The 25279-nt window shown below is 42.2% G+C and carries 20 protein-coding genes and 1 tRNA gene; 7 read left to right on the top strand and 14 right to left on the bottom strand.

The window, feature by feature from the left end; all coding sequences use genetic code 11:
- Positions 1 to 110 precede the first annotated feature (110 nt).
- Positions 111 to 1721, top strand: a complete 1611-nt coding sequence (locus ACQKCP_RS09320) for a CYTH domain-containing protein (protein ID WP_427612125.1) — start codon at positions 111 to 113, stop codon at positions 1719 to 1721.
- A gap of 146 nt (positions 1722 to 1867) precedes the next feature.
- Here the strand turns inward: ACQKCP_RS09320 and ACQKCP_RS09325 are convergent, their stop codons facing one another.
- Positions 1868 to 2383: a L,D-transpeptidase family protein gene (locus ACQKCP_RS09325; RefSeq protein ID WP_427612126.1), complete on the bottom strand. Its 516-nt coding sequence runs from the start codon at positions 2381 to 2383 to the stop codon at positions 1868 to 1870.
- Between the two features lie 140 nt (positions 2384 to 2523).
- Here ACQKCP_RS09325 and ACQKCP_RS09330 point away from each other — a divergent pair, with 140 nt between their 5' ends.
- On the top strand, positions 2524 to 3792 hold the full coding sequence (locus ACQKCP_RS09330; protein WP_427612127.1) for a hypothetical protein: 1269 nt from the start codon (positions 2524 to 2526) through the stop codon (positions 3790 to 3792).
- 144 nt (positions 3793 to 3936) lie between these two features.
- Here the strand turns inward: ACQKCP_RS09330 and ACQKCP_RS09335 are convergent, their stop codons facing one another.
- Positions 3937 to 5175, bottom strand: a complete 1239-nt coding sequence (locus tag ACQKCP_RS09335; RefSeq protein ID WP_057761167.1) for an argininosuccinate synthase — start codon at positions 5173 to 5175, stop codon at positions 3937 to 3939.
- A gap of 335 nt (positions 5176 to 5510) precedes the next feature.
- On the opposite strand from ACQKCP_RS09335, the gene pyrC reads away from it, so the two are divergent.
- From pyrC to ACQKCP_RS09355, 4 genes are all read left to right on the top strand, one after another.
- A complete protein-coding gene (pyrC, locus tag ACQKCP_RS09340; protein ID WP_101206305.1) occupies positions 5511 to 6581 on the top strand; it encodes a dihydroorotase in 1071 nt (356 codons plus the stop codon).
- Positions 6582 to 6872: 291 nt separating this feature from the next.
- The gene (gene rnt, locus ACQKCP_RS09345) at positions 6873 to 7532 is read left to right on the top strand and encodes a ribonuclease T (protein ID WP_427612352.1); all 660 of its coding nucleotides are present in this window, start codon (positions 6873 to 6875) and stop codon (positions 7530 to 7532) included.
- Positions 7533 to 7813: 281 nt separating this feature from the next.
- A complete protein-coding gene (locus tag ACQKCP_RS09350) occupies positions 7814 to 8011 on the top strand; it encodes a hypothetical protein (protein ID WP_134292217.1) in 198 nt (65 codons plus the stop codon).
- Between the two features lie 52 nt (positions 8012 to 8063).
- Positions 8064 to 8139: transfer RNA gene (locus tag ACQKCP_RS09355), tRNA-Glu, on the top strand.
- 240 nt (positions 8140 to 8379) lie between these two features.
- Here the strand turns inward: ACQKCP_RS09355 and ACQKCP_RS09360 are convergent.
- From ACQKCP_RS09360 to ACQKCP_RS09415, 12 genes are all read right to left on the bottom strand, one after another.
- On the bottom strand, positions 8380 to 8988 hold the full coding sequence (locus tag ACQKCP_RS09360; protein ID WP_290177495.1) for a BLUF domain-containing protein: 609 nt from the start codon (positions 8986 to 8988) through the stop codon (positions 8380 to 8382).
- A gap of 431 nt (positions 8989 to 9419) precedes the next feature.
- Complete coding sequence (ispD, locus tag ACQKCP_RS09365; RefSeq protein ID WP_427612128.1) at positions 9420 to 10148, bottom strand: 2-C-methyl-D-erythritol 4-phosphate cytidylyltransferase; 729 nt, start codon at positions 10146 to 10148, stop codon at positions 9420 to 9422.
- A 166-nt stretch (positions 10149 to 10314) separates the two neighbouring features.
- Complete coding sequence (locus ACQKCP_RS09370) at positions 10315 to 10623, bottom strand: FtsB family cell division protein (protein WP_057761172.1); 309 nt, start codon at positions 10621 to 10623, stop codon at positions 10315 to 10317.
- A gap of 150 nt (positions 10624 to 10773) precedes the next feature.
- On the bottom strand, positions 10774 to 12090 hold the full coding sequence (eno, locus tag ACQKCP_RS09375) for a phosphopyruvate hydratase (RefSeq protein WP_057761174.1): 1317 nt from the start codon (positions 12088 to 12090) through the stop codon (positions 10774 to 10776).
- A 323-nt stretch (positions 12091 to 12413) separates the two neighbouring features.
- Entirely contained in the window at positions 12414 to 14774 is a 2361-nt protein-coding gene (locus tag ACQKCP_RS09380; RefSeq protein WP_427612129.1) for a heavy metal translocating P-type ATPase, read from the bottom strand.
- Positions 14775 to 15010: 236 nt separating this feature from the next.
- The gene (locus ACQKCP_RS09385; RefSeq protein WP_427612130.1) at positions 15011 to 15235 is read right to left on the bottom strand and encodes a heavy-metal-associated domain-containing protein; all 225 of its coding nucleotides are present in this window, start codon (positions 15233 to 15235) and stop codon (positions 15011 to 15013) included.
- A 254-nt stretch (positions 15236 to 15489) separates the two neighbouring features.
- Entirely contained in the window at positions 15490 to 15747 is a 258-nt protein-coding gene (locus ACQKCP_RS09390; protein WP_296208386.1) for a heavy-metal-associated domain-containing protein, read from the bottom strand.
- A 27-nt stretch (positions 15748 to 15774) separates the two neighbouring features.
- Entirely contained in the window at positions 15775 to 16650 is an 876-nt protein-coding gene (gene kdsA / locus ACQKCP_RS09395; RefSeq protein WP_165598098.1) for a 3-deoxy-8-phosphooctulonate synthase, read from the bottom strand.
- Positions 16651 to 16864: 214 nt separating this feature from the next.
- Positions 16865 to 18499 carry a CTP synthase gene (locus ACQKCP_RS09400; RefSeq protein WP_201568858.1) on the bottom strand — a complete coding sequence of 545 codons (1635 nt, stop codon included), beginning with the start codon at positions 18497 to 18499 and terminating at the stop codon, positions 16865 to 16867.
- Positions 18500 to 18694: 195 nt separating this feature from the next.
- Positions 18695 to 19816: a porin gene (locus ACQKCP_RS09405; protein ID WP_427612131.1), complete on the bottom strand. Its 1122-nt coding sequence runs from the start codon at positions 19814 to 19816 to the stop codon at positions 18695 to 18697.
- 248 nt (positions 19817 to 20064) lie between these two features.
- The gene (locus ACQKCP_RS09410) at positions 20065 to 21111 is read right to left on the bottom strand and encodes a porin (RefSeq protein WP_427612132.1); all 1047 of its coding nucleotides are present in this window, start codon (positions 21109 to 21111) and stop codon (positions 20065 to 20067) included.
- Positions 21112 to 21719: 608 nt separating this feature from the next.
- On the bottom strand, positions 21720 to 23918 hold the full coding sequence (locus ACQKCP_RS09415) for a malate synthase G (protein ID WP_427612133.1): 2199 nt from the start codon (positions 23916 to 23918) through the stop codon (positions 21720 to 21722).
- Between the two features lie 551 nt (positions 23919 to 24469).
- Here ACQKCP_RS09415 and ACQKCP_RS09420 point away from each other — a divergent pair.
- Positions 24470 to 25267 carry a tRNA-(ms[2]io[6]A)-hydroxylase gene (locus ACQKCP_RS09420; protein WP_427612134.1) on the top strand — a complete coding sequence of 266 codons (798 nt, stop codon included), beginning with the start codon at positions 24470 to 24472 and terminating at the stop codon, positions 25265 to 25267.
- Positions 25268 to 25279: the final 12 nt, after the last annotated feature.

Below are 25279 nucleotides of genomic sequence, written 5' to 3' on the forward strand. Positions count from 1 at the left end.
CATGTAGGGCGGTTTTTTATTGCGGTTTAAATAATCAGAGAGTGGTAGACTAATAATGGTTTATCACAACCATCGATCAGAGCCATCAGTCAGAATTATTAGGAGCTAATATGCAAGAGATAGAGCTGAAGTTTTTGGTACCAGAGTCACGGCTAAAGGGTTTAATGCGTCAAACGCACGTTAAATCCTCACAAGTGACACAACTGGCTGCATACTATTACGATACGCCTGACCAACAGCTTGCACAGGCAGGTATCGGCCTGCGTATTCGCAAAGAAGGCGATACATGGGTCCAAACCATTAAAGCTGGTGGTGATGGTATCGCGGCACGCTTGGAACACAATGCCGTACTCGATAATGAGCAAGTACAAGCGATGCTCGATAATAATGAGTTGATGCCTGATTTGACAATATATGAGGACACTCCAATCGCTGCGGCATTGGCTGACTTTAAACTCAAAAAGCTAGCAAAGACGCTAACACGACTTTATGTGACTGACGTCGAGCGCACTACGCGGTTGCTAACAGAAAGTAATGAGGATGAAACCAATAACTGTATCGAAATGGCTTATGATCAAGGAGAGATTATTCATGGTACTGATGACTCGCTACGCAAAGCTATTCAAGAGATAGAGTTTGAACTGGTGTCAGGAGATTTAGATTTTCTATTTACGACTGCCAAAACATGGTGCAAGCGCTATAAGCTGTGTCTATCTACCGTTACCAAAGCTGAAAACGGTAGCTTACTTATTAACGGACAAAGTTACAGTCCAGCGGTCAACGCAAACCTAAGTCAATTGCAAATAGACAAAGACAGCAGCGCACCTGCCTTTATACGTGCGGTCGTACACAATTGCTTATTGCAGATATTACCAAACAGCAGTGCTATCGTCGCTGGCAGCATAGAGGACGATCATATTCTACAGTTACGGATTGGTATTGATCGCTTGCGTACTGCGTTGAAAGCATTTACCGACTTCTCTGATGAAATTAATCCTGAATGGCTACCGATACTAAAGCAAACTGCAACCTTGCTTAGCGATTACTATCAACTTGCTTATATCAATGCACAGATAGAACCTGAGCTACAAGCATGTGGCGCGCCTGCCGTTGACTGGACAACAGATATTGAAAATATCAAAATTACGCCTATCAATACGTTGCAAGCCAATGATTTTCAGATAACCTTGTTAGAGCTGACTGCCTTTACTATGAGCGACCCAAGCATTGAACCTCAGACTGATCAGCTTGCCCGCGATAAGCTAACGAAAGTCCTCTCTAAACAATATAAAAAATGCCTTAAAACCAATAAGAAATCTGACGAAGTAAGTGACGAAGTAAGTGTTGCTGAGCTTGTGAGCGATGACGTAGACGTAGATCTAGATGTAAGCACAGATACTCCTGATAATGACCAACCTGAAAGCGAGCTGCTCAATCAGTTAAGAGATTTACGTTACATCAGTGAATTTTCTACGCCTTTACTAAGTAAGAAAAAAGCTAAAAAGAAAACCAAACGTTGGCTAAAAAGGCTGATAAAAGCGCAAAAAGCGTTAGAACAACTGAACGATGATAATCAACAACAGCAGTTTTATGAATTGAAATCAAAAACAGATGCTAGTGCTTTATATGGTGCAGGTTGGTTTACGGCCATACTGACTGTTGACCAGAATCATATTGATGCACGTTTAGCAAAATTTGCGGACAGCTCAACGTTTTGGTAGAGGTAGGGATATTATGTTTATGACGGATACTGATTTCATAAAGTAAAACTGCTCCATAAAAAAGACAGCTGGTTATATAACCAGCTGTCTTTTTTATTGTGTTTAAATAGCTTCTGTCAGCGCCATGGCTAAATGTACAACATGTCCTAATTAGCCACAATCGTAACAGGCATACCCTCTTCTACTTGCTCAAATAACGCTACAATATCCTCATTACGCATACGGATACAGCCATGTGATAGCGGAATACTCATTGGTTCAGTATCTGGTGTACCGTGAATATAGATATAGCGCTCATAAGTATCGCAACCACCTTGGCTATTGCTACCTTTGTTTAACCCTTCTTCAAGACCGCTTAACCAAAGAATACGACTCAATATCCAGTCACGCTTGGGATGTAGCTCACCAAGATTTGCATCGTATATCTCACCTGTCGGCACACGCCCAACAAATACCGCATTCATAGGCTCGCTACCACCTATTTTTTGTTCAATGACATGCCTACCGAGCGGCGTGCAACCACTATCCTGCTGACTACCAATACCATTCTTTGCAGTGGAGACTACGTATCTCACAACCTCAGTTTGCTGCTGGTACAGCGTCAATGTTTGCTCAGCGATATTAATCACGAGTTGTTTATCAAGCGTCTTATTATTGGTCATAAATGCTTCCGACTATCAGTCATTCATCAGATTACTATTAAGGTTATTAGTAAAATGATTGAAAATTTCTATTATCAAGGGATTGTATCAAGACATTTGGCACCGTAATATAGGGGCACACTTTTTGATGCTAGCAGATTATGACGACTATTTCACCGACACGTGTGTCGATGTATGATTTTTTATATCATGATACCCAGCCTATGCTGTCACTTTTGGCCGATGCGGCACAGCTCTCTCTACCGCAAGCTCGCTTAGGGATGGATGCCAGTCTACAAGCCATCATAAGTGCGCTGCTCGCCTATCAGCAGCGTCATCAGGGACAAGCAGTTAGCAAAAAGCTGTTTGGTCGTAGTGCTGTCAAAGAGTTACGACAGTATAACTCAATGAACTTTGCAACTATTAGCGCCACACTCTACCATCGCCACGATGCAGCAGATGCTGTATTTAGTGATAACGCCCGTGTCATAAAGGCAAGCGAACATATCGCTGAGAAGATCGATGCAACGACGCAGCAGGCTCAAACTCTACTCACCTCATTGTGCGTGATTGTGCTGCGTGAATTGGCTATCCTGACAGAATACAGTCAACTAGACAGTGATGAGATCAATAAATGGTTTGCACTACAACCACAGTTTTTATCAGCGGCCCGATTTAGCCCAGAGCATACGCATACCTCATCTGCTGAGACAGAAAGCAATAGTGACCTGCTCGAAACAACTACTGAAGCTGTTGAAGCGATAGAGAACAACTCAGAGAATAATGCGGAGCGTACGTTACTAAATGCTGAGCAGTTATCAAGCAATCCACCTTCTTTTGATCCTTACTGGTATGAGCTGACCGGATTCAAACCTGAAAACTATGAACCTGTGCAAGACATGCAAATGGCAACAGGTAATTACTTAAAAGCCATTGGACGCTCACCTGACAATCTACAGCAAGGTCGTCACAACGATATGCTAGTATTTACGGAGATGCATGCCGTTGCCTTACCACATCAACGTTGGTTATTACAGTTGGCCAAAATCTCAGATATCTATCTCAGCCGAAATCGACTGCGCGTTAACTCTGAACCAGCCAATCCGCCTAAACCGCCTTTGGTAAGTTTGGGACTAATCGGCGGCAATAACGACAATACACCGACCACCACTAGTGAAAAGCCCATCGAATATGAGGCTTCTACACCGCTATGGAAAAATCCTGTCATTCTTATCATCATACTTGTCGTCGGTGTCCTTGGTGCACTCGCTACCTTAAAGTATCAGTCGCAAAAATCTGACGGTGCGATCTTGGCAACTGAAGAAGTATTAGAACAAGATGCTATTGACGAGCGCCAACAGCAAGATGTCGCCATTGTAATGGTAGACGAAGATGAATCTGACGTTGTAGAGACAGAAAAAGCTGAGTAAAGCCTTTTACTTTGGAATAGCTACCCTCAAAGCAAACGTTTTAGCAATCATTTATTAGCCATAAAAAAAGAGACCCTATCAATATAGAGTCTCTTTTTTGTTGTGCGATCTAAGTTACAAATTGACTATAAGTAGCCCAAAAACTTACTTAGATAAATCGCGACCACGGCTAGCTTCGATAGCTAAACGTAGGCCATTTAGACGGATAAAGCCTTCTGCGTCTTTTTGATCATAAGCGCCCGCATCATCTTCAAAAGTGGCGATTTTTTCATCAAATAATGAATCGTCAGATTTACGGCCGACGACGCTCACGCTACCCTTATAGAGTTTTACACGTACAGTACCGTTGACGTATTCTTGTGACTTGTCAATCAATGCTTGTAGCATCATACGCTCAGGGCTGAACCAGTAGCCATTGTAGATGATTTTTGCGTAGCGTGGCATTAGCTCATCTTTTAGATGGGCAGCTTCACGATCAAGCGTTAACGACTCAATACCGCGATGCGCTTTTAGCATAATAGTACCAGCTGGCGTTTCGTAGCAACCACGTGACTTCATACCGACGTAACGGTTTTCAACGATATCTAAACGGCCGATACCGTGTTTGCCGCCGATTTCGTTCAGCTTAATCATGACTTCATAAGGCTTAAGTGCTTCACCATCGATAGCAACGATGTCGCCTTTTTCGTATTCTAGTTCTAGATATTGCGCTTCATCAGGTGCTTCTTCTGGGCTGACAGACCAGCGCCACATGTCATCTTCTGCTTCAGTATACGGTTCTTCTAGAACACCACCTTCATAAGAGATGTGTAATAAGTTAGCATCCATTGAGTAAGGAGACTTTTTCTTATTGCCCGCATAATCAATGGCGATATCATGCTCTTCAGCATATTTCATCAAGCTTTCACGGCTTGATAGATCCCACTCGCGCCAAGGAGCAATAGTTACTACGTCTGGTGACAAAGCGACAGCACCTAGCTCAAAACGAACTTGGTCATTGCCTTTACCAGTCGCACCATGGCTGATAGCATCGGCGTTATGCTCTTTAGCAATCTCAACCAAGCGCTTGGCAATCAATGGACGAGCAATAGACGTACCTAATAAGTACTCACCTTCGTAAATGGCGTTAGCACGGAACATAGGGAATACATAATCACGAGCGAACTCTTCGCGCAAATCTTCGATATGGATATGCTTGATACCCATTGCTTGAGCTTTGGCTCGTGCTGGCTCAACTTCTTCGCCTTGACCGATATCAGCGGTAAAGGTGATTACTTCCGCATCATAAGTTTCTTGTAGCCATTTAGCGATGATTGAGGTATCAAGACCACCTGAATAAGCCAAGACGATTTTATTGATATTTTTTGGATCAAGTTGAGCCATGAATAACTCCCATTATGAAATATAGTTTTAGAAAAGGCGACGATCAAATCGAAAGCAAGTTGAACGATAATTACCTGCTCAGTGTACATCATATTTACTATGGGCAAAAGTCTAACTGCCATAAGGCGTGCGCTTTTGACTTAAATTCTAGTCAACCTCATTTTTGCCACCAGCATTTAAACATCATTTAACGACAAGATATTAATCTTAGCTCGATGAATTATGTATAGATATCTAGCCTTATATTTAGTCAAGTGGGCAAATCTGTTATGATAGACCCACAGTATCACTCCCTTTTGTTTCCTTTATTTGACGATATAGAGCGCTTTGACACTATGACTGATTCGATTAGAGAATTGACCATCCTTCAGCCAGATGACTGGCATATTCATTTGCGTGACGATCTCGCCTTGAGCACGACCGTACCTCATGCAGCAAGCAGCTTCAACCGTGTCATCTGTATGCCAAACCTTGTGCCTCCAGTCAAAAATGCGCAGGATGCAATTGCCTACCGCGCACGTATCATGGAGCAATTAGCAGCTAGTGATTTAAGTCTTGAGCGCAAGTCAGCTTTTGATCCACGTATGACTCTATACTTAACGGATAACACCACTGCCCAAGATATCGAGTTGGCAGCGCAGTCAGGTATCGTACAGGCAGTCAAACTCTACCCTGCTGGGGCGACTACCAACTCCGCAGACGGCGTCACCAATATTAATGCCTGCGTCGATGTCTTTGAAGCACTAGAAAAATATAATTTGCCATTGCTAATTCATGGTGAAGTGACCCAAGACCATATAGATATCTTTGATCGTGAAAAACGTTTCTTAGATGAAGTATTGGCCCAAATTATCGTAAAATTCCCTACATTGAAAATAGTAGTAGAGCACATCACTACCAGCGATGCAGCAGATTTTGTATTGTCACAAGGTAACCATGTTGCTGCCACTATTACGCCGCAGCATTTGATGTTTAACCGCAATCATCTATTGGTTGGTGGTATCAAACCGCATTTCTATTGCCTGCCTATCTTAAAGCGTGAAAGCCATCAAAAAGTGCTATTAGATGTAGCCACTAGTGGTAATCCAAAGTTCTTTTTAGGTACTGACTCTGCGCCACATGCGACAGATAAAAAAGAAGCCGCTTGTGGCTGTGCAGGTTGCTATAGTGCAGCCACGGCGCTGCCCTTGTATGCGACTGCTTTTGATAGTGTTGGAAAAATAGATAAGTTAGAGGGTTTTGCCAGTCGTTTTGGCGCTCAGTTCTACGGCTTACCTCTAAATGAAAGCACTATCACGCTTGTCAACACGCCTATGCAAGTGCCGACTGACTATCCTTATTTTGATGGTGCATCATTGACGCCTTTAATGGCAGGTGAAACGCTACCTTGGTCAATTAAGGCTTAATACCCACAAAGCTTAGCATTCAATAAACGACCTATTATTTTATCCTATGATATTAATGATACCTTTGTAGTAGATTTCTTTGTACCTAAGGTACGATTGGTATCATAAGATGCTTATTTCTTATTCAATATATTAGTACGACTGATAAAAGTGATTTAACTTTATATGACCAATCGAAACATAGCGACCTTGCCTGACGAAGACTTATCAAACCCTAAATCTGCCAGTCCTGATGCTACTCTAAGCACTTCCGATGAAGATGCAGCTTCAGCGACAGATGAGCAAGCGCCTATGGCCTTAAAAGACCGCTTTCGCAAGTTCTTGCCTGTCGTCGTCGACGTGGAAACAGCAGGCTTCAACGCCCAGACCGATGCCCTGTTAGAAATTGCCTGTATTCCCGTCTTACTGAATGAGCAAGGTATATTTTATCCAGGTGAAGCTTTTAATGCTCATATCGAGCCTTTTGAAGGCGCAAACTTAGAGCCAAGTGCGCTTGCCTTTACCGGTATTGACCCTAAAAACCCAATGCGCAAAGCTATTGCTGAAGATGAAAAAACAGCCTTACGCCGCATCTTTAAAGGGTTAAAAGACGTACGCCGTGACGAAGAATGCCGTCAATGTGTCTTAATTGGGCACAATGCCCATTTTGACTTGGCTTTTTTGAATGCAGCTGTGCTACGAACCAATAGCAAAAACCACAATCCATTTCATAACTTTTCAGTATTCGATACCGTAACCTTATCAGCATTAGCCTTTGGTCAAACCGTCCTAGCACGCGCTTGTAAAGCAGCAGGATTGGAGTTTGATGGTAAGAATGCTCACTCAGCTCTGTATGACACTCAAAAGACTGCTGAGCTATTTTGCCATATACTAAATAACTATCCTATGTTGGCCAATGCGCTGCATAATGAAGAGGCTAAAGAAGAGCCAGCTGATAGCGACAGTCAATAAGTCACATATCCTATATTGCCAATCATACATAATAGTGCTATTTGTAATACTTGATGACTTTGACATCTTGATTTGGCAATCAATAGGGATATGGTTGATATCATAATAAATAGACGGAACTATTTTAGTGATTACAGATGTGGTTGTTTTATTCGATATGAATAACGGTCTGATGATAAAATATCACTCTTCAGCGATACAGTTATATCCTATAGATGGTTTAAGTTGCTCACACTGTCTTGATAGCAAGCACTATCAAGATTAATAGGAGGGACTTTATTATGGATCCACAGCTCAAGTTATGGGGCACCATTCTCGGCTATATGCTGCTCGCATTGACGATTAGCGCCTGTACTTCTTTATGGATTCGCTATCATTTAAAGCGAAATGACCTACATCCTCGTCGCGCAATTAAAAAAAGATATTTAATTTTAAAAAGACGTAGAAAAAGGCTTGACAGGAAGCGCCGTCGCTATTAAAATACGCACCACTTCAGCATAAATGGTGAAAGCAGTTGAAGTGTTGTTACTAGTCCCCATCGTCTAGAGGCCTAGGACACCGCCCTTTCACGGCGGTAACGGGGGTTCGAATCCCCCTGGGGACGCCACTATTTGGCGTCACTTGTTGGCACTATTGCTTAGCATTAGATTAGACTAACAAGCGTACCACCAAAACCCAGTTCATAATTTATTATGAACTGGGTTTTTTTACGTCTCTCATTAAGAGCCAACTTATTTTTTTAAATAAAAAAGCCAGCATTCAATTGATGCTGGCTTTTTCTATTTGGTTGTCTTATTAATTATAAATATAACTTCGCTTAATGGACAATTTTATTAAAATCTATCGATTACAGCAGTAACCATAGCAACGTAGCAACTATCATCAATCCCAATATCGTCTGGATTAAAAAGAACGCCTGATGCTGCCCTACAACCTTACTTAGAGTGACCCCTAGCGTACTGTATTTGACAGGAGGCGTGTCGACATTACCTGTTCTCGTTTGCTCTTCATAGTAGCCTTGCAAAACGTCCAAGAACTTCTGCCACTCATTAGAATCCCACTCATACGGCTTAAATGGCATTAACTTTTTAAGCTCAGGCTCTTTAGTCATCCAACGCTCAAGGGTAATCGAACGTAATGACCAACTGGCAAAACGACGTTTGGTAATTTCGGAAAAGTCTAAAATCTTTAATTCTTTATGTCGATCATCTACCAACAAACGATTTTTTAGATTGGTTAGTGCCTGCTCTGATCCCTCGACACACTGTAAAAAGTAGCCATTGCCATAGCAAAGAATACCGGTGACATTATCTATTTGATTGCGTTCAACCGCGGTCTCTGAGATATCATTAAGCGTGCTAGGACTTGAAAGACCAGTAGAGGTAATCCGGCTTATATATACAAGCTGGCAGAGATCTGGCGTTACTGGATTTGTTGAATCGTTGATTGTTGACAATCAGCTTCTCCCTATTATCAGGTAAATGTCGCTAAAACAATCATACTAACTTCAGAAAAAATATAGAGACAACATAACTAAGCGTAATGAATCGGTCTGATATATTATTGATTTTATAAGTTTTTATATTAATTGTATTAAGTTAGTTACATCATAGGTTAGTTTGGTCATTAAAGCAACCTATTACTGGACATAGGCTCGCTCAGACACAAAAAACATATGTAATAACCATATTATATTCCAAAGTAGATTATATATATTCTTGGTATAGGCTTTAGTAATAGATTATTTTTGAATTCATTAATTTCTAAGAACAGTACAGAAAAGTCTAACGAGGATATAGTGATTACTGAAGCCATAATACTTATCATGACCATTATTAAGTATAAAAGGAGTAAAACTGATGCTCGTTAGCGGAAGCAGAGTTGAAACTAAGACTGAAGCGCCATAATCGCTGTTAACAGTACCGCATCATCAGGATAGGTCAGTTTTATATTCTGGCGACTACCAGAGACTAAGCGTATTGGTAAACCTAGTTGTTCAAAAGCACTGGCCTCATCTGTAATGCTTAGCTGATGTTCAAACACATGTTTTAGGACTTTTTTTAATTGACCTAAGCGAAATACTTGCGGGGTTTGTGCTTGCCACATATTGCTACGATCAATGGTAGATTTGGTGTAAGAATATGGACGACTCTCTTCTGTATTTGTAGCTTGCTGATAGGAAGCTTTTAACGTATCGGCCACTGGTGTCGCTAGAATAGCGCCGTAAGGCTCCAACATCGCTGCTTCAATCACTTGATCGATATCTGAACTTGGTACAGCGGGACGTGCTGCATCGTGAATAAGCACCAAATCTGAATCATCAGCACCTGTCTGACTAATTGCTTCAACGCCTGCTTGTACTGACTGCCAACGCTTTGCTCCGCCGACTGCATAGCTTATAGGAAGGGCAAACTCTAATTGTTGAGCCGTCCTGTCATCTGCTGCCACGACCAATAGACACTTATCAATATAAGCACTACAAGCAAGCCGTGCCACGCTATGCTGCAATAGCGTCTGACCTTCTAGCATTGTATATTGCTTGGCGATAGACGCACCAAAACGGCTGCCGCGACCAGCTGCGACGATCATGGCATGTATATTAGGGGTTGTATTCATAGTGGTGTACTCATGGTTTAGCCCATGACAGTATATGTAAAGAGGAATAAAGCAGGTGTTAAGTATAATGAATGGTGTCAGATAACAACTTTATAATGCTACGTCATGAAAATTAATTCATGTCGTAAAAATTAGTGTATTCGTGAAAGCTAGTGTATTTATAAAGCTAATAGTTGCTGTGCGTGGTTGGTGCGGTGGATACTTGGACAAAAGTCTCATTGGGTTTGATTAAACCTAAATCTAAGCGAGCATGCTCTTCTACGGCCTCAAGTCCCGTTTTTAAATCTTGAACATCGGTGCGTAGTAAGTTGTTTGCTGCAACTTGATTGTCATTCAAACGTTGTTGCTCTTCAATTTGAGCTGTCAACTTATTGTGTTCAAAACGACCATTTTCACCCAACCAATACTGATATTGCAATCCTAAAAGCACTGCAACGGCTAAAGCAAGTAGTATAAATTGGCTAAAATATTTCATAAGGTGATAACGCCAAACGGTATAAAAGAGGATAGTAAAATTTAAGCTGATTAGGCGATATACAAATGATTATATATCGCCCAAATATTGACTTCAGCTGACGAGTCTAGGCTTTTCAACGTATATTACGCTAAAAAGCCAGTTAAACTCTTAGCCACGTAGACCGATAAACTCTTCACGGCCACGATAGCTTGCACGTACTTGCTGCTCGATACGTAGCAATTGGTTGTACTTCGCTACGCGATCTGAACGACATAGCGAGCCAGTTTTGATCTGACCAGCAGCGGTACCAACTGCTAAGTCTGCAATGGTGCTGTCTTCCGTTTCGCCTGAACGATGCGAAATGATGGTTGCATAGCCATTTTTCTTAGCCATATAAATCGCATCTAGCGTTTCTGACAAGGTGCCAATTTGGTTAAACTTAATCAAAATGGCATTAGCAATGTGCTTATCAATACCTTCCTGCAAGATCGCAGGATTGGTCACAAACAAATCATCACCAACCAATTGGACTTTATCGCCAATCTGCTCGGTCAGATATTTCCAGCCATCCCAATCTGACTCATCAAGACCATCTTCGATAGAGATAATAGGATACTGACGTGCCAGCCCAACTAGGTAGTCTGAGAACCCTTGGCTATCAAAGGCTTTATTACCTTCGCCTGCCAAAACGTATTGACCGTTTTTGTAAAACTCACTAGCCGCACAATCTAGCGCAAGATGGATATCTTCACCAGCTTTGTAGCCAACTTGTTCAATCGCCTGCATGATAACCGTGATGGCTTCTTCATTGCTACGTAGGTTCGGTGCAAAACCACCTTCATCACCAACGGCAGTATTTAAGCCTTGCGATTTTAATACAGACTTTAAGCTATGGAAAATCTCTGTACCAGCACGTAGCGCTTCTGAGAAGCTTGTGAAGCCTACAGGCTCAATCATAAACTCTTGGATATCAACCGTGTTGTCCGCGTGCTCGCCACCGTTCAAGATGTTCATCATTGGTACAGGCATGGTCAACGACGTTTGATTACGTAGATTGGCAATATATTGATGTAATGGCAGATTCTGTGACTTGGCTGCCGCTTTTGCAGTCGCAAGTGACACAGCTAGCATGGCGTTAGCACCCAAGCTTTCTTTGTTTTCTGTACCATCTAGCGCAATCATGGCATCATCAATCGCCTGTTGCTCAGTCACATCTTTGTCAATCAAGGCACTGCGAATTTGACTGTTGACATTAGAAACGGCTTTTTTGACGCCTTTACCCATAAAGCGGGTCTTGTCGCCATCACGTAGCTCAAGCGCTTCACGTGAGCCTGTTGATGCGCCACTTGGAGCAGCAGCACGGCCGACAGTACCGTCAGCTAAGATAACATCAGCTTCGATAGTTGGGTTGCCGCGCGAGTCTAAAATTTCACGAGCGCGAATGTCTTTAATTGCGGTGACGTTGTTGGTTTCTTCAGCGTACATAATGTCTGTTAATTCCTTTGGTCATGCCAAGTTTGTGAGATAAATAACGGCAGCTAGCATACAAAAAAGATAAAGCAAAATATCATATAGCGCGTAGTCCTAAAAACCCTTTATACCTTTCTATTTTTTGGCTATCGTTACTTAGCAATTAGAGGGATATAAAGCAGATTAATAGTCGGCTATAGTGCTTGGCATCATAGCATATATTTTACCAAACTTCCCTTATCTTACACCGACTTGCCGTCATAAAAACAATCTTATAGATACATATATGCGATGGTTGCCTCTTTTATATTTGTAGAATACCTAAGCAAATATGATAGCTACGATTTCGCTATGCGTTTATTATCCGTATGAGAGATTGATACTGTATTATCTAGCTCAACCTCTGTCTTAAACCGTGTCAATCGTAGTGCATTCATAAGTACTGAGATGGAGCTAAGTGCCATAGCAGCGGCGGCAATCATCGGATTCAAAAACCCAAACGCAGCAAGCGGAATACCAAGACAGTTATAAATAAAGGCAAAAAACAGATTTTGTTTAATATTGCGTAGCGTCGCTTGAGCGATTTTTTGTGCCGCATCGATATGCATGAGCGACTCGCCCATGAGACGTGCAGAGGCACTATGCTGCGCGACATCAGTCCCCTCAAACATCGCAAAACTGGCATCGGCAGTGGCCATCGCTGGTGCATCGTTGACGCCGTCTCCTGCCATCGCTACCTTATGACCAGCAGTTTGCAATAGTGCAATTTGACTGGCCTTGTCACGTGGGCTCATCTTGCCATAAGCCTTATCAATACCCAACTGCCCTGCTACATGATCGACGACGGACTGCTTATCACCACTCATCAAGATCACATTGATACCCGCATCTTGTAGTGCAGCGATTGCTTGAGGCGTATCTGCTTTTAAGTCATCGGCTAGTGCAAACGCGCCTAATGGCTCATCATTGATACTAATCGCAACGGTACTAGCAATTTGCCATACTTTTGGCATCAATTTAGGCAGCGTCAGGTTCGCAAACTCTGCCGTACCCACTTTTATTAATCCAAGCCCTTCGATATTTGCTTGTATACCAGCGCCTTTTATCACACTGATATCGGTCACATTAAATAAAGACAGTTGACGTTCTTTAGCCATATTGACGAGAGCCGTTGCTAATGGATGACTGGCGTGCGCTTCGACACTGGCCGCAATCTGCAATACATCGTCCACAGCAAGCGATTTATCCACCATGACATGATCGACGATAGTAGGTTTACCAATCGTCAATGTACCTGTTTTATCGAGTACTACCGTATCGATATTACCTGCTGCCTCAAGACTTTGTGCATCCTTGAACCACACCCCATGACGCGCGGCAACGCCCATACCAGCCATGATCGCCGCTGGCGTGGCCAAACCAAGCGCACAAGGACAAGCAATGACCAATACTGATACGGCATGCATTAGGGCAGTATCAACCATACCTGTTAGCCACCATGTAACCCCAAAGGTAACCAACGCAATCGTTACCACTACAGGGACAAAAGTAGCCGTTACTCGATCCGCGAGACGCGCTAGATTGGCTTTTGAGCCTTGTGCATCACTCAACGCTTGTACCATATCGCCGAGTTTCGTGTCGCTGCCCTTCGCACTGACACGATACAGCAGACTACCATTCTCTACTAAGGCACCTGCTAGTAATCCATCGCCTTGCTCTTTTTTGAGGGCTACCGACTCGCCAGTTAAATGACTCTCCACGCACCAACCGCTGCCATCTATGACGGTACCATCTGTAGCGACGCGGCTGCCTTGCTTTGCACGTAGGATGTCACCTACTTGTACATCAGACAACGCAATATTATGAAATTCACCATTTGGCTGCTGCTGCTCTACTTCATCAGGTGTCAATGACAATAATAAATCAATACTGTTTAGGCTGTGCTTCTTGGTACGTTCCTCAAGATATTTGCCTGTACGTACAAAGGCAATGACCATCACCCCTGCTTCAAAATATACGGCTGGACTGTTACCAGCACCGTGTCCGCCCAAATGTCCACTTTGCAACAAGCTGTTTAAAGTACCATCGCCGTGCGTGAGCCATAGATAAGTCGAATATGCCCATATCGTCACTGTACCAATGACCACCAGTACATCCATATTGGCAAGGCCACCTTTTATAGATGCCCATGCGCTCTTATAAAACGGTAGCGCTAAACCAAACTGTACTACAGTCGCTAAAATAAATTGCACCCAGACTGGCGGCATCCACGCCATATCAAAACCTGTCAACATTCCTGCCATACCTACCAAAAATGGCACCAAACAAACCCATAACCCGATCAAACGCCATGGGTATTGAGTGGCGGTGTCTTCGTCAGTCTGAGCAAATAAGCTATCGGCTGCCTGCACATTAGCGACAAAGCCTGTTTTATTCACCCACTCCGTCACCTGTTCGGGCGTCGTTTGGGTCGGATCATAATCAACATTGGCAGTCTCGCCAGCAAAACTCACACTTACCTCGTACACTGAAGGCTTCTTGTTAAGCACCTTCTCGATTCTTGAGGCGCAGGCCTGACAAGTCATGCCGTCAATCGCTAATTGCAAATGCGCACGTTGCGGTGTCAGTGGCGTGTTGGACTCAACATCAGTTTCGACATCATAAGACTTATCTTTGGTAGTACGGGTGGTATCGTTCATAAATAAAACTCGTCATGGTACCTATAAATTTGTAGGAACCACGATAAAATATCAGTGGGTGGGCAAAAAATTCAAATAAAGCAATTGGGTAATATCGTATTCAATATGAGTACTTTAGACAAAGTAGCAATGTATCAAAGTATCGAGACTGCAGACTCATAATCGTTAATCATTAAAAAACCAGCTATCATGCTTGCAATAACATGTTAGCTGGTTCTGTAAATAAGTGATGAGATTTATGAGTTAGCAACTGTCGCCTCAAATCCGGCATCATCAATAGCTGAAGCAATAGCCTCTGCACTGGTTTTGCTATCATCAAAGTTTACCGTCGCTAAGTTGTCAGCGAGGTCAACGGTAATAGTCTCTAATCCATCAATATCGGCTGTTGCTGTATGTACGCTTGCTACGCATCCGCCACAAGTCATACCATCAATTTTAATAATACGTGTTTGATCTGCCATATTGGGCTCCTTATTTTTATTAGTAACAGGCAGCTCTAATAGTGATTTTATTGATGCTTACTTTGATATTTTTTGAGTTATCAAAGTAAGAGCAACTATCAAAGCTGTATTAAATAAGCATAAGCCCTATTATCCTCGACAACAAGACCGTTTGGTTGTTGCTTTATTAACGAGATGCTACTAACGAGGCAGCAACTTATCAATAAAAACGTAAAAGAGCTCATCGACAAGTTTATAACAATAGCTATTTGTAATTATAAATCGTTATGGTGTGGGTTCTGCGGTGAATCAATCGGAAATGGCTGAGTCACATAATCCACCATACTAATCGCTGCTGTTAAGGCATGGATACTAGTATCTGTATCATCATAGCTTACCGTTGCGACATTATGCTTAGGATCCAAATTAATAGCCGTCACGCCTGAGATGTTCTTAAGCGCGGTCATTACGCTATCTAAGCCTTCTACATCATCGATATTTTCGATGCTTACTTGCGCCATCTGAATTGCCATTGTATAGCCCTCTTATCACGTACCGTATCAATGAGTATCCAATACTTCAAAACCTTTGACCAAATCATCAATTTGCTTAAGCTGACGTAAGAACGGCTCTAGTTGGCTCATACGCAGCGCACATGGACCATCACACTTTGCGGTCTCTGGGTTTGGATGCGCTTCTAAAAACAACCCTGCCAACCCTGTAGCCATACCTGCACGGGCAAGCGTTGTAATCTGCTCACGACGTCCACCAGCGCTATCACTACGTGCACCTGGCTGCTGTAAGCTATGCGTCACGTCAAAGAATACAGGGATATCCATCTGCTTCATGGTATCAAAACCAAGCATATCCACGACTAAATTATTATAGCCGAAGGCACTACCACGCTCACAAAGTATCAATTTATCATTACCACCTTCTAGGCACTTATTGACGATATGACGCATCTCGTGAGGGGCCAAAAACTGCGCCTTTTTGATATTAATAATGGCATCTGTTTTTGCCATCGCATGCACTAGATCCGTCTGACGTGACAAAAATGCAGGTAACTGAATAATATCAGCCACTTCAGCGACTGGTGCTGCTTGATGTGGTTCATGCACATCAGTGATAATCGGTACTTGGAATTTTTCTTTGATTTGTCCGAGCCAATCGATACCCTGCTCTAAACCAGGACCACGATACGAATGCAGACTTGAACGATTGGCCTTATCAAAGCTCGCTTTAAAAACATAGCCGATACCCAATCGCTGGCAAATATCAACATACTGCTCAGCAATCTCAAATGCCAATTCTTTAGACTCTAAAACATTCATACCACCAAACAATACAAAAGGCTGGTCGTTACCAATGTTAATCGTATCGTTGTTAGGAGTGTTAAGCGTGATATGTGATTGTGCGGTCAATAAGTTTTCCATGAAGCCATTACCTCTTATTTTGTTATAAATATGTCTATCCCATATTGTAACCGATAGGCTGATTAAAAAAAGTATGCAAGCGTAATTAGACGTCGTTAGTAAAAATGATTTTCGCTAATAACTACTCGCAGTTTGGATTAAGCAAAAAAAAGACCAATCCGAAGATCAGTCTTTTTTATAATAAACGCTTTCAATATACATTACATTTTGAGAGCTATTTTGCTTCGCTATGGTTCTTAGCGGCTTTTACAAAGCTATTAAACAGTGGATGACCACCACGTGGTGAGCTAGTGAACTCAGGATGGAACTGCACAGCGACAAACCATGGATGCTCAGAGATCTCTACCGACTCTACCAAATGCTGCTTGGCAGAATAACCAGATATGGTCATACCTGCTTGCTCTAACGGCTCGATATAACGATTGTTCATCTCATAGCGATGGCGATGACGCTCAGTGATATTGCTGGCACCGTAAATTTGACTTAGCTTACTACCAGAAACCAGCTCTGCTTGCTGTGCGCCTAGACGCATCGTGCCACCAAGGTCTGAATCATCACTACGAATCTGTAGCTCGCCGCGCTCATCTAACCATTCAGTGATAAGACCAATGATAGGCTCAGCTGTCTTACGATCAAACTCAGAAGAGTTCGCATTAATATTAAGTACATTACGTGCATACTCAATCACAGCCAACTGCATACCAAGACAAATGCCTAAATACGGAACGTTGTTTTCACGAGCATAAGTGATGGCTTTTATTTTACCCATCGTACCGCGCTCACCGAAACCACCTGGTACTAAGATAGCATCAGCATCGTTTAGCTGCGCAAGCAAAGTATCGTCATCTTCTAGACGTTCAGCATCGATGTAGTCAATCTTCACATCTACTTTATGAGTGATACCTGCATGTAGCAATGCTTCGTTAATAGACTTATAAGCATCTGGAAGCTCGACGTATTTGCCGACCATCGCAACAGTAACTGTTCCTTCTGGATTCAACTGAGCTTCAACCACTTTGTCCCAATCGCTCAAATCAGCTTCAGGCACATCAAGACCGAAACGCTCACAGATTAAATCATCAAGATCTTGCTCGTGTAATGTGCGTGGTATCTGATAGATACTCTGTGCATCTTCACACATGATGACCGCACGCTCTTCAACGTTGGTAAATAGCGCAATCTTGCGACGGTTGTCTTGTGAAATATGATGGTCAGAGCGGCAGATTAGGATATCAGGCTGTAGGCCAATAGAGCGTAATTCTTTCACTGAATGCTGCGTTGGCTTGGTTTTGGTCTCACCAGCACTAGCAATATACGGTACTAAAGTAAGATGCATTAGCATGGCTCTATTACGGCCAAGCTCTACTTGCATCTGACGTACAGCTTCCATAAACGGAAGTGATTCAATATCACCAACAGTACCGCCAATTTCGATAATAGCGATATCATACCCTTCGCCACTGGCAAGGATTTTGTTTTTAATTTCATCAGTAATATGCGGAATAACCTGTACAGTACCGCCTAGATATTCACCACGGCGTTCTTTATTCAACACATTCTGATAAATACGGCCACTTGTGAAGTTATTACTCTTACTCATTTTTGAGTGACGCAAGAAGCGCTCGTAATAACCCAAATCTAGATCGGTCTCTGCGCCATCTTCAGTGACGAATACTTCACCATGCTGAAACGGGCTCATTGTACCTGGATCGACGTTAATATACGGATCCATTTTGGTCATCGTGACAGTCACGCCACGTGCTTCTAAGACCGCTGCAAGAGAAGCTGCGGTGATACCTTTTCCTAGTGAGGACACTACCCCACCGGTCACGAATATAAACTTGGTCATAGTACTCTGTCGGTAATTGGTAAAGAAGGATTTTACTAAAAATACGCCATAAAATATAGGGCAAAAATGCAAACTGTCTAAAACTCTTATGTTTTCGTTCTGGTAGCAAACATTTTTCTATTGTTAAAACGCTACACAACAAAAAACTCACCCCGAAGGATGAGTTTTTATAAATAACTTATAAGCGTATCTGATTTAGAATTTGTATTCTAAACCGCCACCGATAGCGAATACATCCGCATCACCGCGTGCAACAACTTCTTCAGAAGTATTGTCGTCATAGTCTCTGACTACTAGGAGACCATTTTCTAAATCTGCAGAGTTTTTACCGATATAAGCATGTGCAATCATATTGTCTTTGAATTTATACTTACCGCCCAATACGATTTGGTCTGAATCATTGCCGCCTAGACCTGCTAAGTTCTCAGTCTTATCATACTGTAGATAAACAGAAGCTGGACGTGAGAAGTTGGTTAGACCCATTTCAGCACTGACGACCAAGCCTTTCTCTTCATTGTTTGAGTCATCAAAATCTACTTGTTGATATAGAGCGCCTAACTTCACTGGATAAGCCACGTATTTACCTAGGTCGACACTAGCACTACCGCGTAGAATCTCACCTGTGACACTCATATCTTTATCATACCCAACGCCTGCGGTAAAACCAGTGCCTGGGTCAAACATTAACGAAGCACCGAAGCCACTATCGCGATCACTACTATCAGAAACAAAAGATTCGTCAGCGCCGTACTGTAGCGCAAGCTCTACTGGTAAATCGTTATATTTAGGCGCAATCCACACGATTGAGTTATTGATACGCTCACCATCAGTCAAGGTAAGTGCTTCAGTTAGTGTATTGCTACTACCTAAAGAGCTCGAACCAATGTTATCCCAATACCCTTCATTTACAGTCACGTTGTTAACATAATCAGAAACTGAGTAGTTACGACCGAATCGGAATTGGCCAAAGTTTTTATTCTTTAGACCCAGATAAGTGTCGCGGCTTTTGAAACCAATATTGTCACTGCCACTGTCATCGATTTTGATACCGTACTCTAACTGATAGATGACGTCTGTATTAGCAGTGATTGCCTCAGATCCTTTGAATCCTAAACGTGAAGAGTGTGAGCTAACTTGTACCGAGCTGTTGTCTTCGTTGACATTGATAGCATCGTTTGGCAAATCCATCGACTGGCGATCAAGCTCAGCATTCACATAGTTAGCAGTCACAAATGCCTTACCATAGACAGTTGGGGCTGCTTGAACAGTAGAAACTGATAGCGTTGCAATTGCTGAAGCTAAAAGTAATTTTTTCAAAGGATATCTCCACTTTACGATTTGAGTGATAAATGGTCTAAGATCGTTAGATATATAATGGCAAGGTCCTATACCTTCGAAACCATATATATAGCGAGCCATAAGAACTGCTTAGACATAACTTTACCAAGAAAATATTACAGTAAGATGAAAAAACCAAAGTTTACATCGCCGTTATCATTCTTTATCGCACAAAAAAACTCACCCCGAAGGATGAGTCTTTTTATGTAATCTGCTTAAGTGTGATACTAGAATAAGTATTCTAGACCGCCACCCAATGCGAATACGTCAAGATCAGTATTGCTATCACCGTCTTCAGCAGAGTTGTTACCGATATAGGCATGAGCAATCATGTTGTCTTTAAAGTTATATTTGCCACCTACAACCACTTGATCTGAATCACGGTTGTTAACACCAGCTAAGTTTTCGGTACCGTTATACTGTACATATACAGATGCTGGACGAGCAAAGTTGTTTAGACCCATTTCAGCGCTTACGATTAGACCTTTTTCGTCTTTATTACCGCCATCGAAATCAGCTACTTGATACATAGCACCTAGCATAACTGGTGCAGCCATGTATTTACCTAGATCAACAGTAGCGCTACCACGTAGAAGGTCACCATCTTGGCTCATGTCTTTTTCGTAAGCAACACCAGCAGTGAAGCCAGTACCTTGGTCAAACATCAAAGAAGCACCGTAGCCACTGTCACGGTCATCACTGTCAGAAACAAATGATTCGTCAGCACCATACTGTAGAGCAAGCTCTAAAGGCAAACCGTTGTATTTAGGTGCAATCCATACGATAGAATCATTAACACGGCCGCCATCAGCCATAGTTACAGCGTCAAGTACGTCGCCATCCATATCAAGATTACTAACACCTAGGTTATCCCAGTAGCCTTCAGTAACAGTCACGTTGTTGATGTAGTCAGTTACTGAGTAGTTACGACCAAAACGGAACTGACCGAAGTCTTTGTTGTTTAGACCAAGGTAAGTATCACGGCTTTTGAAACCAATGTTGTCATCATTACCGTCGATAGCAATGCCATACTCTAACTGATAGATAACATCAGTGTTAGCAGTCATCGCTTCAGAACCTTTGAAACCAAGGCGTGAAATGTTTGAGTTGATTTGTACTGAATCGCTATCTACGTCGAACTGATCATCAGTACCGTCACGCTCAGCATTTACATAGTCAGCAGTAACGAAAGCTTTACCATAAACGGTAGGTGCTGCATTGGCTGCAGATACAGATAGGGCTGCGATTGCTGTAGCTAAAAGTAGTTTTTTCATGGGGTATCTCCACTTTACAATTGTAGTAATGAGCAAGCTATTATTAGCTGGCGCCCATAATGGTATCGTCACAAATCCTCAAAGATATAATGTGTAACTGGCTACCGAGATTAGTCAGAAACAAGTGTGGCGAATTTCTATTACAGTAAGGTAAAAAACCATGACACACATGACTGGGATTAAACAACGCAACTGCCATGTAACGTTTGGTCTTTATTGCTCCGTGCGTAACATCCGTTACCAAACTCATACTTCGAATACAAGCATAACAACTTTGACATAATTTGCAACATATTTTTTTGCTTTTTCGATACACGCGTTATCGAATAACAAATAATTTCTTATATTTGAACGATTGTAAAAAAACTTCTATTTACTCAGTTAGATACGAATAATATTGGTTAATACCGTTACTAATAGTCTTAAACGCACGTTATAGATACTAAGTAATATGCCAAAAAAGAGCGCTATTTATTGGTTACAAATAGCGCTCATAAAACAGTTTATGACTTATTTTTGACACATTTATTAGTTACAAACGAGCAAGACTGAATGGCATACTTGCTCACCAAGTATGCTCTAATACATGTCATATTTAGCCTATTGTTCTAAGCGTTTGCTTTAAGATCCAAACGTGCTTGATGCAACAATGGCTCAGTATAACCACTAGGCTGTGCGCGTCCTTTAAAAACTAAATCACAGGCGGCTTTGAACGCATAAGAGCTATCGAAGTTATCTGCCATTGATTGATAGTCATCGTCGCCTGCATTTTGCTCATCGACGACCTTGGCCATACGTTTCATCGTATCCATCACTTGCTGCTCGCTCACCACGTCATGATGTAACCAGTTGGCAATATGCTGGCTAGAGATGCGTAAGGTAGCGCGATCTTCCATTAAGCCGACATCATTGATATCAGGTACTTTGGAACAGCCAACGCCTTGGTTTACCCAGCGTACCACATACCCTAAGATACCTTGAGCATTGTTTTCAAGCTCTTGCTGCTTCTCTTCCTCTGCCCAATTGGTATTTTTTGCTAATGGAATGGTCAAAATATCATCTAAGCTGGCACGCTCACGCGACTTTAGGCTATCTTGTACATCGGCTACGCTAACTTGATGATAGTGTATGCTATGTAAGGTAGCACCCGTTGGTGATGGTACCCAAGCCGTACTGGCTCCAGATTTAGGATGAGCCGCTTTGGTGTCCATCATCTCTTTCATTTCGTCAGGTTTGGCCCACATGCCTTTACCAATTTGAGCATGACCTTGCAGACCAGTCTCTAGACCGATATCGACGTTCCACTGCTCGTAAGCGGGTTGCCATGCTTGCGACTTCATGTCACCTTTTGGCACAAATGGACCAGCATTCATACTGGTATGCATCTCATCACCAGTTCGATCTAAGAAGCCCGTATTAATGAAGATAACGCGCTCTTTTGCTTGGCGAATCGCTTCTTTTAGATTGACCGTCATACGGCGCTCTTCGTCCATGATACCGATTTTGAGCGTATTGCGTTCTAGACCTAGCAAGTCTTCTGATGCATTGAATAAATCATTGGCCATTTTGACTTCTTCAGGGCCGTGCATTTTTGGCTTCACAATATACATTGAGCCTTGGCGTGAGTTTGATAGCTCGTTTTTGCCTTTGATATCATTGAGTGACAACAATGGCGTAATTAAACCATCCATTAAGCCTTCAAATATCTGCTCTTGACCATTGCCTAAATCAACCAAAATTGCAGGGTTCTGCATGAGATGACCCACGTTACGAATCAACAATAGCGAACGGCCTGGCAAGATCAGCTTGCCACCATCTGGTGTGTTATATTCACGATCTGGGTTTTGCTTACGTGTACGCGTCTTGCCACCTTTTTCAAAGGTTTCTTGTAGGTCGCTATTCATCAAGCCAAGCCAATTACGATAAACTTCGACTTTTTCTTCTGCATCTACAGCAGCGACTGAATCTTCACAATCCTGAATGGCTGTCATAGCCGACTCAAGCAGTACGTCCTTGATGTTTGCTGGATCGTCTTTACCCACTGGATGACTACTGTCGATTTGAATCTCAGCATGCAAGCCGTTGTTCTTTAACAGCACACCTGTAGGAGCTTCAGCGTTACCGACAAAACCGACAAACTTAGCCGTATCTTTTAGCTCAGTACTGCTATCACCTTGTACGACTTCTAGCTTGCCATCGACTACCTTAAAGCCAGTCACATCATTGTAAGAGCCGGATGCTAGTGTGAAGTGCTCATCTAAGAACGCTTTAGCGTAAGCGACAACAGCAGCGCCGCGAGTAGGATTATAGCTACCACCCGCTTCTTGGCCATTATCACTGCTGATAACATCGGTGCCATACAAAGCATCGTATAAACTACCCCATCGTGCGTTGGTCGCATTAAGCGCATAACGAGCATTACGAACTGGTACGACTAGCTGCGGCCCTGCGATGTGCGCGATTTCATCATCGACGTTTTTGGTATCAACCGTAAATGCTTCGCCTTCAGGTAGCAAATAACCAATTTCTTGTAGGAATGTCTTATAAGCTGGATAATCTATTTCGCCATCTTTTGCAGGATTATCTAGATGCCATTGGTCAATCTGTGCTTGAATCTTGTCACGAGTCGCAAGCAACGCTTTATTGCGCGGGGTAAATTTTTTAATAACCTTTTCGAAACCTGACCAATAATCGTCTGAATCCACACCGACTTTCGGTAGTACTTCGTTTTCAATAAAGTCATATAACTGCTGATCGATGGCAAGACTGCCTTTTTGAATACGATTGGTGTTAGAAGACTGGCTCATATTGTTATCCTTAGCTGTTCGTGAGGGGTACTAATACTGAGTTGTGACAGTAACTATTTAAGAGTTTTTAAGCTTGTAAGGTTTTAAACGTTCATATCTCATTCATTGTGGAATCTTTGATTCTCTAATTTTTCTGAGAAGATATATCTACAAAGTTTATGTTCTAGTAAAAGGTAACCTATTAATATTAGACTTACTCTTTACTAAGAGCGAATCATAAAAGTAAGACGAAATGCTTAAATAGCAAAATCTCATCCTACTATCAAATAATAAAATTAACAAGGAAACACCATTCACTAAGTAAATACTTAGGCTGTTTAATAATGATAGTCTATAAGTGGCCTACTCTAGAGGCTATAATCATCATCTGGGAAATAGATGCAGCAATGTTAATATAAACAGTAAGTAATCATTGATACCTTTAATTATGCTTAACCGTTATCTATTAATAAACACCTATTGATGACTGTCAGTTATTTAGCATCGTATCTAGGTCAGACTAACGATATAATTACTCGTATTACCATTCATAAATAAAGCTTTCTTAGACTATGACTATCAATCAACAAGACCTCACGACATTACCATCAACAGTAAATGCTATAGATAACGAGAGTATCGAAAAAAAATCTGTCGAAGAAAATATCTCTCAAACTGTAAATAGTAGTGCTGAATCAGATCTAATCGAAGAAAAACTGCTTGAAGAAGACAGTGTCGATATTACGCATCTGCGCACTCCTATAAAGGTAGACTTATCTCCTGTTTATAACTTCTTGGGTGCTCGAACCACGCAATCTTGGGTAGATGCCGCGATTAAAAACCTACCTATGATTATTCAAGACCATGCTAACTGCGAAAAAAAGGCCGCTGGCACCGCGATGAATTTGATATTTCGTTATGAGTTCTCGTATGACTTGCAACGTAAATTGGCGCAGCTGATACGTGAAGAGATGCTGCACTACGAGCAAGTACTGGGTATCATGAATGAGCGTGGGCAGGAATGGAAATATCTGAGTGCTGGGCGCTATGCTAAGGGTATGTTGAAGCACAAACGCACTTATGAGCCAGCAGCGATGGTTGATGTATTGATAATTGGGGCGTTTATTGAGGCGCGCTCTTGTGAGCGTTTTGCAGCGTTGGCCGAAGTCATTAATGATGAACGCTTAGCGAAGTATTATCGTTATCTACTCAAGTCAGAGAGCCGTCATTTCGAAGATTATCTTGCACTCGCTCAATCATTGTCAGATGAGAATATCGATGAGAGAGTTGCCTTTCTTAAGGAAGTAGAGGCTGAATTAATCAGTAGCCCAGATGCTGAGCTACGTTTTCATAGTGGCACACCTGCTTAAAGCCTACGCCTT

This window comes from Psychrobacter sp. NPDC078631, assembly GCF_050268165.1.
Taxonomy (GTDB): Bacteria; Pseudomonadota; Gammaproteobacteria; order Pseudomonadales; family Moraxellaceae; genus Psychrobacter.